14 protein-coding genes are annotated in these 12,384 nt (G+C 61.9%); 8 read left to right on the forward strand and 6 right to left on the reverse strand.

The genetic code is table 11. From position 1 onward, the window contains the following. Positions 1-138: 138 nt before the first annotated feature. Positions 139-759: a glutathione S-transferase family protein gene (locus AC244_RS20755; RefSeq protein ID WP_053250716.1), complete on the forward strand. Its 621-nt coding sequence runs from the start codon at positions 139-141 to the stop codon at positions 757-759. A gap of 9 nt (positions 760-768) precedes the next feature. Here AC244_RS20755 and AC244_RS20760 read toward each other — a convergent pair whose 3' ends face one another. Both AC244_RS20760 and AC244_RS20765 read right to left on the reverse strand, forming a co-directional pair. Further along, complete coding sequence (locus tag AC244_RS20760) at positions 769-1,185, reverse strand: hypothetical protein (protein WP_053250717.1); 417 nt, start codon at positions 1,183-1,185, stop codon at positions 769-771. 129 nt (positions 1,186-1,314) lie between these two features. After that, a complete protein-coding gene (locus AC244_RS20765) occupies positions 1,315-2,241 on the reverse strand; it encodes a bestrophin family protein (protein ID WP_053250718.1) in 927 nt (308 codons plus the stop codon). 252 nt (positions 2,242-2,493) lie between these two features. Between AC244_RS20765 and AC244_RS20770 the strand changes: the two genes are divergently transcribed. Both AC244_RS20770 and AC244_RS20775 read left to right on the forward strand, forming a co-directional pair. Further along, a complete protein-coding gene (locus AC244_RS20770) occupies positions 2,494-3,072 on the forward strand; it encodes a dihydrofolate reductase family protein (RefSeq protein WP_053250719.1) in 579 nt (192 codons plus the stop codon). A gap of 94 nt (positions 3,073-3,166) precedes the next feature. After that, entirely contained in the window at positions 3,167-3,715 is a 549-nt protein-coding gene (locus AC244_RS20775) for a GrpB family protein (protein ID WP_268750771.1), read from the forward strand. A gap of 24 nt (positions 3,716-3,739) precedes the next feature. On the opposite strand, the gene AC244_RS20780 is transcribed toward AC244_RS20775, so the two are convergent. Both AC244_RS20780 and AC244_RS20785 read right to left on the reverse strand, forming a co-directional pair. After that, positions 3,740-4,126 (reverse strand): MmcQ/YjbR family DNA-binding protein, encoded by a 387-nt coding sequence (locus tag AC244_RS20780; RefSeq protein ID WP_053250721.1) that lies wholly within the window; start codon positions 4,124-4,126, stop codon positions 3,740-3,742. Beyond that, on the reverse strand, positions 4,123-4,332 hold the full coding sequence (locus tag AC244_RS20785) for a hypothetical protein (protein WP_053250722.1): 210 nt from the start codon (positions 4,330-4,332) through the stop codon (positions 4,123-4,125). Before AC244_RS20785 ends, AC244_RS20780 begins: the two co-directional genes overlap by 4 nt. A gap of 90 nt (positions 4,333-4,422) precedes the next feature. Here AC244_RS20785 and AC244_RS20790 point away from each other — a divergent pair, with 90 nt between their 5' ends. After that, positions 4,423-5,364, forward strand: a complete 942-nt coding sequence (locus AC244_RS20790) for a LysR substrate-binding domain-containing protein (protein WP_053250723.1) — start codon at positions 4,423-4,425, stop codon at positions 5,362-5,364. A gap of 36 nt (positions 5,365-5,400) precedes the next feature. On the opposite strand, the gene AC244_RS20795 is transcribed toward AC244_RS20790, so the two are convergent. Further along, positions 5,401-6,060 carry a glutathione S-transferase family protein gene (locus tag AC244_RS20795; RefSeq protein WP_053250724.1) on the reverse strand — a complete coding sequence of 220 codons (660 nt, stop codon included), beginning with the start codon at positions 6,058-6,060 and terminating at the stop codon, positions 5,401-5,403. Between the two features lie 222 nt (positions 6,061-6,282). On the opposite strand from AC244_RS20795, the gene AC244_RS20800 reads away from it, so the two are divergent. The 4 genes from AC244_RS20800 (at position 6,283) to AC244_RS20815 (ending at position 11,647) form a co-directional block, all read left to right on the forward strand. After that, positions 6,283-6,636 carry a hypothetical protein gene (locus tag AC244_RS20800; protein ID WP_053250725.1) on the forward strand — a complete coding sequence of 118 codons (354 nt, stop codon included), beginning with the start codon at positions 6,283-6,285 and terminating at the stop codon, positions 6,634-6,636. A gap of 160 nt (positions 6,637-6,796) precedes the next feature. After that, on the forward strand, positions 6,797-8,173 hold the full coding sequence (locus tag AC244_RS20805) for a PepSY-associated TM helix domain-containing protein (protein WP_053250726.1): 1,377 nt from the start codon (positions 6,797-6,799) through the stop codon (positions 8,171-8,173). Between the two features lie 170 nt (positions 8,174-8,343). Next, on the forward strand, positions 8,344-10,677 hold the full coding sequence (locus AC244_RS20810) for an EAL domain-containing protein (protein WP_053250727.1): 2,334 nt from the start codon (positions 8,344-8,346) through the stop codon (positions 10,675-10,677). Positions 10,678-10,858: 181 nt separating this feature from the next. After that, on the forward strand, positions 10,859-11,647 hold the full coding sequence (locus AC244_RS20815; RefSeq protein WP_053250728.1) for a L,D-transpeptidase family protein: 789 nt from the start codon (positions 10,859-10,861) through the stop codon (positions 11,645-11,647). Between the two features lie 153 nt (positions 11,648-11,800). Here the strand turns inward: AC244_RS20815 and AC244_RS20820 are convergent, their stop codons facing one another. Next, complete coding sequence (locus AC244_RS20820) at positions 11,801-12,277, reverse strand: MarR family winged helix-turn-helix transcriptional regulator (RefSeq protein WP_053250729.1); 477 nt, start codon at positions 12,275-12,277, stop codon at positions 11,801-11,803. Positions 12,278-12,384: the final 107 nt, after the last annotated feature.

The following is a 12,384-nucleotide window of genomic DNA, read 5'->3' on the forward strand; positions in this document are numbered from 1 at the left end:
GTGACTCCGAAAATATGTTATAACGTAACGCAAACTTTGTATTGAATACAGATTTGGCTTGTCAACCGTGGAGACTTCATTTCTTCTGCGGCCCGAAAGGCGGCGCCAGGGCCGCCCTTGAATGGCAAGGAGAGTAACGTGCTGAAATTGTTCTATGCCCCGGGAACCTGCTCGCTGGCCTCGCACATCGCGCTGGAGGAGGCAGGCGTCGATTACACGGCCGTACGGGTCGATTTTTCTAAGGCGGAGCAGACCAAGCCCGATTATCTCGCGGTCAACCCGAAGGGCCGTGTTCCGGCGCTCGTGACCGACCGCGGCACGATCACAGAGACGCCGGCAATCCTCACCTATATCGCCCAAAGCGTTCCGCAATCAAAGTTGGCGCCACTCGACGATGCCTTCGAGTTTGCACGGATCCAGTCATTTCTGAGCTATCTCTGCTCGACTGTGCATGTCGCTCATGCCCACGGCCGGCGCGGTGCGCGTTGGGCTGACGATCCGGCGGCGCATGAGGCGATGAGGGCCAAGGTTGCTTCGAACATGACGGATTGCTTCGAACTGATCGAAACCAGGATGCTCGCCGGTCCCTTCGTCACCGGCGACACCTATTCGATCGCCGACCCCTACCTGTTCACCATCGCCGGTTGGCTCGAGCCGGATGGCGTCGACCCGACACGGTTCCCAAAAATCCTGGATCACCGCAACCGCATGACGCAGCGGCCGGCGGTCGCCCGGGTTCTCGCGGTTCTGAAGGGTTAAGGTTCAGGGCTAACGGCCTGCAAGTCTCTCGGGCAGGTCGAGCGGGGGTTCGTCTGCCCAGGCGACGAACTCCTCATAGCTGATCTTATCGTCGATAATGGCACGGACGAATAGCAAGCAATAGGCGGCCGGGATTTCTGCCAGCCGCACATCCAATCTGGACGCCAGCTTCACCAGGTCGACGTTGGCGATCCGGCCCTCGGTAATGCGCTTTTCCATGCCGAGCCTGCATCCAGTTGCTGCGCGCGACCTGGCATGTGACCCTTCCCGAAGAGCAAGTTTTCGTACCTCCCACTCTTCGACGGTGAGGCCATCAGCGTTGGAGGCACGGCCGAACTCGGCCACCCTGAAATTCATCACAAGCATGAGAACAACGATGAGGCCGAGGCTGACGATGAGCCCGTTCAATGCCTTGCGGAAACGCATTCGAAACCTTCGTTTTAAGACAACCTGCATAGCAAATAGGAAATAAAGCCGGAAGCTGCAAGGTGCTGCTTTGGCCATCCTGACGTGCGTCGCCCGCTACCCGCGTACCGGTCCTTGGAAGTCTCCCGACTACATCAGCATGTAGTTCTGCGGTTGCGGCAGCTCGGGCAGGTTCGTCTCCCCCAGCGCCTCGCGCAGGTTGATCTCGATCATATCGGCAAGCGCCACGATCGGCAGGTCGTTCGGCAGCGTGCCGAAAGGCTCCTCCAGTTCGTCGCCAAGCGCGTCGAGGCCGAAGAAGGTATAGGCGACGAGCGCGGTTACGAACGGCGTCGCCCAGCCCAGCGCGTCGGCAAAGCCAAAGGGCAGGAGGAAGCAGAAGAGATAGGCGGTGCGATGCAGCAGCAGCGTATAGCCGAAGGGAACCGGCGTGTTGCGGATACGCTCGCAGGCGGCAAGCACGGCCGACATGCGCCCGACCGTGCCGTCCAGCATCATGTACTGAATATCGCTGATCCTGTCGGCGGCACGCAGGCTGGCAAGCAGGGCGCCGATTTCGCGCAGCAGCAGATCGGGGGCGTTGCGGCTGGCCTTGTAGGCCGGCACAAGGTCTACGGGCAATCTCCGTAACGCCTTGTCTTGCTGGTTGCCCGGCCGCAGGTGGCAGACCAGGGTCTGTGCAAAGGTGATCACCAGATTGAGCAGGCGTGCACGTGCGCCGTCCATGCCCTCCGCACCACTCGCGCCGAGGATCAACGTCTGGCGGGCAAAATCGCGGGAGACGAAAATCAGCTGTCCCCAATCCTTGCGGGCCTCCCACCAGCGGTCGTAGCAGGCATTGTTGCGAAAGCCGAGAAACACGGAAAGGGCAATGCCCAGCAGGGCAAACGGCCCGCTGTTGACGCTCGGCACCATCGCCGGAAAGGCCTGGTGGGCCCAGACGACGCCTCCGGACAGGGCGAAGACAAACAGCACTTGTGGGAAGATCCGCTGGATGACCGAGCCGCGCAGGATGAAGAAGAGCTTGAGAAGGCTGGGGCGGTCACGAACGATCATCGACGGCTACCTGTGCGGCAAGGATTGAGCATGGGTATAGGCGGGACGCGAAAATTGGAAGAGCGCGCGATGTCGATCAGCGTTCTGATCCGTCCCCACGGTACAACCGGCAATGGAAATTGGTGGTCTGCCCGCTGCCCGTCGTTATCGTGATCGGCGCGGTTGCACCGGCCCCCGACAATATTTCAACGACCCAGTCGGCACGCGGACGTCCCGCTCGTCCTTGATGAGAGGATCGAAGAGGAGACGGAAATGCGCAAGGTTGTTGCCGGCATGCAAATGTCCATCGATGGCAAGATCGATGGTCCCGATGGATATGCCGACTGGGTCGATTCCTGGTCGGATACGTTCGACCTGTTGCCCGAAATTGATGCCTGCGTGCTCGGAAGGGGCATGTATTCGGGCTATGAACAATATTGGAGCGCGATCAAGGCCGACCCACACAGCCCGCTCGAATTGAGCGGCAATCTGCCGACTGCGGAGGAAATCGAATACGCCGATTTTGCCCTGAGCACGCCACATTATCTGCTGTCCAAGACGCTCGACCGCGTACGCTGGGCGAACACGACGGTGCTCCGCGATGCTGCCGAAATCGATGTTTTGCGGATGCGGCCGGGCAAGACCATCTATGTCGTCGGTGGCGCGCAGACGGTTTCGGGCTTGCTCGACCGGGGTTCCATCGATGAACTGCGCCTGACGATCCACCCGCTGGTGGTGGGGGAGGGCAAGGCGCTGTTTGCAACGATCGCGCGGCGGCATCGTCTGCAGCTCAACGAAGCCAAGTCGCGCCCGGACGGCACCGTCAGCCTCGTCTATACCGTCGGCAACTGACCAATCCGGTTGCCTCGGTTCGAATGTGGAGCATCGACGACGTAGCGGAATCGGCGACTGTCGGGTAACAACCCGGTGATCCGCCGTGCCTGATGTGACGAGGAGTGTCGATTTGCCGCCACCGATCAAAGTCGAATTGCTGTCGCATGACCCGCGATGGGCCGAGCAAGCGACTGCAGAAGGCCAATTGTTTGCTTCTATCGTCGGGTCGTCTTCGATTGCCGTGCACCACATCGGCTCGACGGCCATTCCGACGATCCACGCCAAGCCGGTTCTCGATCTCATGCCTGTTGTTAGGGATCTGGCGGAGCTCGACGGCCGCCGAGGCGAGATCGAGGCGCATGGCTATGAGTGGTGGGGCGAACTCGGTCTGCCCGGTCGCCGCCATTGTACCAAGAGCGACCCGGCGACCGGACGCCGGCTCGTTCAACTGCACTGCTATCGCGAGCGCTCGCCGGAAGTCGAGCGTCATCTCGCCTTCCGTGACTATCTGCGCAGCCATCCGCAGATCGCTGCCGCCTATGATCGCGAGAAGGCAAGATGCCGGGACCTTCATACGGAAGATTCCCACGCCTATAGCGATTGCAAGGACGCGTGGATCAAGACGGTCGAGGCGCAGGCCCTGGCGTGGCGCCGGTCCTGATCGACGCGCAACGGCCGCAGACGTTTACGCCGAAAAGCCGGCGGACAGCTTACTCGGCGCCTTTTCGCGCCAGGCGGCGATCAGCCTTTGGGTCAGGCTGGCGTCGTCGATCGCGCCAAGACGCACCAGCATCGCCGGCCATCCCTTATAATGGTCTGTTTCGAAGAACAGTGCCGGATCGAGTTCCAGCAGCATTTCCTTTTCTTCAAGCGCACACATGACCACCAGGGTTTCGGCATCCTTCATGCGCACGAAGCTCTTGCCCTTCACCAGCAGCGCCGGCGTACCATAGGAAGTGCCGAGCGAAACCTCCGGCAGGCCGGCGGTTTCTGCCAGTTTCACGACGCGGGCAAAACGGCTGTCGAGGTCTTCGTTCGAGCGCCCGCTATATGCGGCCGGTGGGTGGCTCATCGCCCACCTGCCGGCAAGCAATCGCAGCCGCACTCGGCTGCCTTCGGCCACGGCCAGCCCGGAAAAGGCAGGTCGCCGAGCTCGCGCCCGTCCATCCGTTCGAGATCGGGATGTTGCAGCGGATCGCGCGCCCAGGAGAGCAAGGCGTCCTGCCGGGCGTCTGTCAGAGATCGTGTCGGCTTCAACAAGGAGAAAATCTTCAGCATGGCGGGCCATCCTTTCGATGCTTGAGAGCATCTGCCTGTTTGGTCACAATTTCAATTGAGATTGCCGAACGGCAGGTTTAGAAAAACTATATGAGAGACTTGAATGCCATTCATCTGAACGGCTTGCGGGCGGTCGAGGCGGTCGGCCGCCTTGGCTCGCTGGCGGCGGCTTCCGATGAGCTGGGGGTGACACCCGGCGCGGTCAGCCAGCAGATCGCCAAGACCGAGGCGCAGCTCGGCCGCATCCTGTTCGAGCGCACATCGCGCGGATTGGTGGTCACGGATTTCGGCCGGCTGTTCCTGGCGCGGCTGAGCAATGCGTTTGGCGAGCTGGCCGAGGCGGTTGCCTCCGCGCGCCGGCGGGATGAATCGGTGCTGACGATCTCCGTCGCCCCGGTGTTTGCCGCCCGCTGGCTCGTCTACCGGCTCAATCGTTTCGCCGAGCGCCATCCGGACATCAGGCTGCGCATCGACGCGACCACCCGCCTCGTCAATCTCGATACTTCGGATGTCGACGTCGGCATTCGCGTTGGTGAGGGGCGTTGGCCGGGCGTTAAATCGGAGCTGTTGCTGGAGCAGGAGGTTTTCCCCGTCTGCTCGCCGGCAATGGCTGAAAACCTGCGTGAGCCTGCAGATATTCTAAAGATGCCGGCGGTGATCGACGGCCATTCGATGTTTACTTGGGAGGTCTGGCTGCGCGAGGTCGGGCTTTCCGGCGCCGAATTGGGCGTGCGCCATACCTTCAACGAGGCTTCGCTCGTGCTCGATGCCGCGATCGCCGGCCAGGGCGTGATGCTCGCCTGGCAGACGCTTGCCGGCTTCGCCGTGACCGAAGGCAGCCTCGTCGTTCCCTTCGGTATCCGCGCAAAGACGGGCTTCGGCCACTATTTCGTCAGTTCGCCCTCGCGGCGGGAGAGCAAGGCCGCCACCGCCTTCAAGCGTTGGGTGCGCGACGAGGTCGAAGAGGGCATGCGACTGCTCGACCTCAAGGCGCCGCGCACCCGTTTTAAGCCATCGCCAGCGAAAGACTAGCGGCGCTCCGACGGCGCCGCGTTCGATGGCAGAAGCCTATTCGGCTTCGTGCGACCGAACCTCCATCATCGCCTTGAAGGCGGGACGCGACTGGCAGCGCTCTAGCCACGCCTTGACCTTGGGATGCCTGTCGAACAATTCGGTCTGGCTCATGGCGTAGCGGAAAACCTCCGCCAGGTTGAGATCGGCAACGGTGAAGCGATCGCCGACGATGTAGTCATGGCCGTCGAGATGGTTTTCGAGGCAGGCAAAGGCCTTGCCCAATGCCGCCACGGCCGCCGTGATCTTGGCCTTGCCCTCATCGGTGTTTTCAGCGCGGTCGTCATAGGTGAGAATGATGCGCACGGCGTGCGGCTCGACTTCCGTTGCCGCCCACATCGTCCAGTTGCCCATCAGCCCTTCTTCCTGGACGTCGCTTGGTGCAAGCGGACCACCGTATTTGCGGGCGAGATACAGATTGTTGGCAAGCGATTCCGTCAGAATAAGGCCATCGTCCTCGATCGCCGGGATCAATCCCATCGGATTGACGGCGAGAAAGCGCGCCGACTTGGTGTTGATGGGCGCGTCTTCGGCCAGCGGATCGGCCAGCCGGCGCGCCTGGATCACCGGCACGGATTTGAAGGGAATGCCGAGTTCTCCCGCCATCCAGTAATTGCGCGATGCGCGCGAGCGATAGACGCCATAGATCGTCAGCATATCCGGTTTCCTCCTGCCGTTTGCCTGTCCTCGTCATAGGCAATCGCGGGGAACACAAGAACCCGCGAGCGTTGATATCCCGCATGAAATCTTTTGATGAGACGATCGGTGCGACGGTAAGGCCGCTTGTCTTTCAGGCCTTCGCACTCTAGCAATCCGAGCATCGATATGGGGGCTTGATTGGCGCGACCGCGGCGAGAGAGGATGAGGATGGACCTAGCAGTGCGTGTTTTCTGCGCGCTGGTGTTCGTCGTATCCGCCCTGGTGCAACTGCCCGCGGGCGCTGCCATGTCGGCAGCACCAGAGATGGCAGCTTATGTTCTGCCCGACGGCTCGCTTCCCGACCTCTGCCTCAGCGGCCATGACGATCCGGATGGCAAGGGCGGTACGAAAACCCATGGATGCCAATCCTGCTGCCTCGCAGCGCCGGTGGTCCTGCCCACGCCGCAGGCGTTTCACGCCAAGCCCTCGTCTGTCTTCCTGGCGCTCTCGTCGCCCGCAGCGGAGCTGCTGCTTGCCCGACCGGTCCTGCTGGCCGGCTCCGGGCCTCGCGCGCCTCCGCGGCTTGCCGCCTGATCTGCCTTCGAAAGGGTTGATGCCATCATGAGGCACCGCCGGCGAGAGGGTCTCGGCCGGCGCGTTCGCTCTGAGACCTGGCACAATCACGACATCCAGACTTCAAGCAAGGGTAAGCCGCCGGCTGATCATCGCCGGGCTTTTCCCGCGGGGGACACCCATGACGACTGCATCTCTTTCCGGCGCGGCGCGACTGCCCGATGTCGCCGCACGCGGCATTTCGCTTTACCGCGCCATATGGCGTTGGCACTTCTTCGCCGGCCTTATGGTCATTCCATTCATGATCAGCCTCGCCGTGACCGGCGGGCTCTATCTCTTCAACGACGAGATCGACGACACGCTCTTTGCCTACCGCAATATCGTTCCGGTCGGGGAAATGTCGCTGCCGCCCTCGGCCATCGTCGCCAATGCCGTCGAGGCGGTGCCGGGCAGCGCGGCAGTCGTCTATCGCACGCCGGCCGGCGCCGATCGGTCGGCACGCGTGACGGTGGGAGCAGGCGCAGGGCGCCTGATGGTCTATGTCGACCCCTATACCGCCGACATTCTCGACATGGTCGCTCCGAGCGAGGAGTTCAACCAGGTGGTCGAAGACCTGCACAGCCTCGACTATTTCGGCAAGCGTGTCGAAACGATTATCGAGATCGTCGCGGGCTTTGCGATCCTGCTCGTCTTCACCGGCATCTATCTCTGGTGGCCGCGACAGCAGACCGGCGGCGTCATCACGGTTCGAGGTACGCCGGCGCGGCGGGTGTTCTGGCGCGACCTACATGCGGTTACAGGTATCGCCTCGGCGCTGCTCATCGTCTTTTTCGCCTTTTCCGGCCTGCTTTGGTCCGGCTATTGGGGTTCGACCGTCAATGGCCAGCTGACGGCGGCCGGCATGGGCTACCCGGCCGAACTCTGGGACAATGTGCCGACCTCGATGAACGTGTCGACCGACGTGCTCTCGAAGGCCGGCTGGCTGGTCGAGAACGCGCCGGTTCCGTCGTCGTCCAACGTTGGCGGTCCGGTTCCGTCCATAGGGGTCGACAGGGCTGTCGCGATTGCCGACAAAGCCGGCATGTTGCCGGGCTATGAACTGGCACTGCCCGGTGATGCGACCGGTGTCTACACCGCGGCGATCTTTCCGGCAGACCTTTCGCGCGACCGCACGATGCACATCGATCAATATCCCGGCGGGCCGCTGGGCGACCTCCCCTTTGGCCAGTCCCCGCCACTCGGCAAGGCGATCGAATGGAGCATCAACGTTCATAAGGGCCAGGAATGGGGGCTCTTCAACCAGTTCCTGATGCTCGCGGCCTGCGCGGCGATCATACTCGTGTCGGTTTCGGCGGTTGTGATGTGGTGGAAGCGGCGTCCGGCCGGACGCGTCGGCGTGCCGCCGATGCCGCCGCGCCGCAGCATCTATGCGGGATTGTGGCTGATGGCGTTGCTGTTCGGGCTGGCCTTTCCGCTGACCGGTATCGCGATCATCGTGATGATCGTCGCGGACCAGGCACTGATGCTGGCTCCGCCCTTGCGCAGGGTTCTGTCCTGAATCGGCATGGGGCGGCTCGCGCTGCCCCATCTTTCCGGCTATGTTGGACACCGAAATGCAACCTTTGCACGATTTTCCCTGTCTTATTTAGGGAGGGCTAACCTTTGGTCGCCTATCGTGGGTTGGGGAAAGTCAGACCGATCTCGACACTGTGCTTCTGGAGGCCTTGCTTGGCGAAGAACACGTCCCGCAATCCGCGTTATGCGGCCCTCAATGCGGGCGGCAACGAGGATACGCGTCGCCTGATCGACGCGAGCAATCGTCTGGCCGAAGAGATGAGCCGGATTTTTCCAGCCGACCCTGACATTGCCGACCGGCATTACTGGTTGGAAACGATCATCAACCACGTTCCCGACTATATCTACGCCAAGGATATCGAGGGCCGTTTCCTCATCGCCAACCAGGTCACCATCGCCGACAACGGACTGGAATCGCTTCGCGACATCATCGGCAAGACCGATTTCGACCTGCATCCGCCGCATCTGGCCAAAATCATCGACGACGTGGAGCGCCGGGTGATCGAGACGGGCGAGCCGATCTTCGGCATCGAAGAGCGCGCGATGGTAACCAAGGGCCGCGATCGCTGGCTGATGACGTCCAAAGTGCCATTGCGCAACAAGTGCGGCAAGATTGTCGGCATCGTCGGGGTGTCGCGCGACATCTCAGACCGAAAGGCCGCCGAACGACTGCTTGAAGGGCAGGCGCATCTTCTGGAGATGATCGCCAACGGCCGGCCGCTGGAAGAGTTTTTCCGCGAACTGATCCTGCTGATCGAGGCGCTGGTGCCACGGATCCGCGGCTCTATCCTGCTGCTGTCGGCCGACGGCGGCCGCTTGCTGCATGGCGCCGCACCGAACCTCGACGAAACCTATTGCGGCATGATCCACGGTGTGGAGATCGGGCCGAAAGCCGGCTCCTGCGGCACCGCCGCCTGGCGGGGCGAGCAGGTGATCGTTGCCGATATCTTCACCGATCCGCTCTGGGAGGATTATCGCGAGATCGTTCAGCTCTACGAGTTCAGGGCCTGTTGGTCGACGCCGATCCATTCGCGTGAGCGAAAGGTGCTCGGCACCTTTGCCCTCTATTCCGAGGCGGTGTGTGTTCCCGACGAGTCCCAGAAAGAATTGATCGCCATGGCCGCTCATCTGGCTGGCATTGCGATCGAGCGCAAGCAGGCTGAAGACCGCATCAGCTTCATGGCTCACCACGACGCGCTGACCGGCTTGCCGAACCGGGCACTGTTCGAGGAGCAGGTCGCCGAGGCCCTGGAGGCGTTGCGCGGGACGGGGCATTGGGCGGTGCTCGCCTTCCTCGATCTCGACAACTTCAAGCTCGTCAACGACACGCTCGGCCATGCAGCGGGCGACGAACTGCTCAAGATGACCGCCACGCGCATGCGCGCATCGGTGCGCAAGTCCGACATTGTCGTCCGTGTCGGCGGCGATGAATTCATTCTTCTTCTGAACGGCCTGCCATGCGAGCGCGATGTCGTGCTTGCCCGTCTCGAGGATATTCGAGCGGCTATCGCTGCTCCCATGCAGATCAACGGCCACAGCCTGCAGATATCCTGCAGCATGGGCGTCGCCTGCTTCCCCAACCAGGGCAAAACCGTCGGCGAGTTGCTCGCCAATGCTGACATGGCGATGTATCGGGCCAAGGAGCTCGGTCGCAACAATCTGCAGGTCTTTACCGAGGAGATGGCCGGCAAGGCGCACGAAAAGCTGCTGAAACAGGCGGAGTTGCGTGAAGCGATCTCTCGCGAGGAGTTCCTGCTGCACTTCCAGCCGCAGATGAATCTTGAAACCGGCCGGGTGTTTGCCGCCGAAGCGCTGCTTCGCTGGCACCATCCCGAGCGCGGCATGGTTTCGCCGGCGGATTTCATTCCGCTGGCCGAGGAGACCGGGCTGATCGTGCCGATCGGCGACTGGGTGCTGCGCGCCGCCTGCCGACAGTGCAAGGCCTGGCATGACGCCGGGCTGCCGTTGCTGATCGTCAGCGTCAACGTTTCCGCGCGGCAGTTCCGCGAGCGAAACTGGGCCGCGCATGTTGCTGCCGTTCTCGCCGAGGTCGGACTTGACCCGCGGTACCTCGAGCTGGAGCTGACCGAGAGCCTGATCATGCAGGACGTGCCGGGTGCATTGGCGACGATGCACGAGCTGGAAGCGATCGGCGTTCATCTGGCAATCGACGATTTCGGCACGGGATATTCGAGCCTCAGTGCATTGAAGCGGTTTCCTGTGCGTCGCCTGAAGATCGACCGCTCCTTCGTCGAGGACATTCCGGCCAATGTCGACGACAAGGCCATCACCGCGGCGATCATATCGCTGGCGCAGAATCTCGGCCTGCGGGTGATTGCCGAAGGGGTAGAGACCCAAGCGCAGGTGGAGTTCCTGCGCCACAGCGGTTGCGACGAGATCCAAGGCTATTTCTTCAGCCGGCCGCTCGCGTCCGCCGATTTTGCTGCGCTGTTGCGCCAGCCCGGCTTGAACGCAGACGGCATCTGATTTGTGCCGTCGCATCCGCTATCAGGCTGCCGGAAATGTGAACCGACGTTGATTGGCACAAGCCTCGTTCCAGCCGTAGATGCCAGCTTTCTCAAATTGAGCGGGTCTGCGCGAATCGTTTCATTAATCAATTTCGTGCAGCACTCCAGTTCGTCGCCGCACTCAAGCCTTTCAGAGTTCGATGTCCTCTTCAGTCATTTTCTCCCGCCGCCAGTTCCTCCGCACATCAGGCATCGCGCTTGCCTCGGCAGGCCTTGCAAGCTGCACGTCCTCGATGAACACCGACCGCTTCCGCCAGGAAACCGCGCCGGTCTTCCGCAACCCAGCTCTTGAAGGGGGTTGGGTCGATCCGCGTGCCGAGGGCATTCTGGAAGGGCCGATCAATGAAGGTCCGCTGCCGATGGGCCTGCCGCCGCAGAGCGCCTATTACGGCAACATTTACGCTGCTATCGACGATGGCGGTTATCAGATTCCGGCCGTGCCTTACCGCCAGATCGACGCGCGTTTCTATCGCCAGGAAGTCAGCGACCCCTTTGGCGAGCGCCCAGGCACCATCGTCGTCGATACCGGCGACCGGTTCCTCTATCTGATCCAGCCCGGTGGCAGCGCACTGCGCTACGGTGTCGGTCTCGGTCGCGAGGGTTTTGCCTGGTCCGGCCGCGGCGTCATCCAGTGGAAGAAGAAGTGGCCGCGCTGGACGCCGCCCGATTCGATGATCGCACGTCAGCCGCAACTGGCGAAGTATTCCGCCGGCAATGGCGGCATGGCGCCGGGGGTCGGCAACCCGCTGGGTGCCCGTGCGCTCTACATCTTCCAGAACGGGCAGGACACGCTTTACCGCGTGCACGGGTCGCCCGAATGGAAGTCGATCGGCAAGGCCGTTTCGTCCGGTTGCGTGCGCATGCTCAACCAGGATGTCATGGATCTCTATGACCGCGTGCGCGGCAAGGCGCCGATCCTCGTCGTCTGATCTGCCTTTGTAGCGCCGCGCGTCAAGACAGTCCGGGTGCCCGCACCACGGCGCCCGGTTCCTGTTCCGCGCAAAATCGGCGCGGTCACCGCGATCTCGGCAAGCTTCTTAAGTCTTGACGTTTCGACGTTGCCATCGGTGCGATGGCGACGATTAGCTTTCGCTCTCGCCCGAGGAGAGCTGTCGCGTCAACTGATGCAGGGTTTCCCTGATTTCGCCGGCTTCCTCCAGGCTGCATCCCGACGCCTTGCCGATATCTGCAAGAATGCCGAAGGCCTCTGTCTTGAGGTCGCGGCCTTTCGCCGTCAGGCTGACGATCACCTGCCGTTCGTCGCCGGGATCGCGTTGGCGACCGACATAGCCTGCCGCCTCCAACCGCTTCAAGAGAGGGGACAGCGTTCCCGAATCGAGCCCAATCTCCTCGCCGATGCGCTTGACCGTCATTTCGTCCTGTTGCCAGAGCGCCAGCAGCACGAGATATTGCGGGTAGGTGAGGCCGAAACGATCGAGCAGCGGCTTGTACGCGCGGTTGAAGGCATGCGCAGCAGAATAGACGGCGAAACAGAGTTGTTTTCCGAGCGTCAGCGCCTCGTCCGGGAGCCTATCGAATTGTGCCGCTTTGGTCGTCATTCCGGCATTGTTGCAAATTTAGGTCGAAAATGCAATTTGCAAAATTAATTTGCGTGCAATTTAATTTTGCGATATGTGATCCGCATCGACATCGAAACCGCAAAGGA

The organism is Ensifer adhaerens (assembly GCF_001270265.1).
In the GTDB taxonomy this organism is placed as follows: domain Bacteria; phylum Pseudomonadota; class Alphaproteobacteria; order Rhizobiales; family Rhizobiaceae; genus Ensifer; species Ensifer adhaerens_B.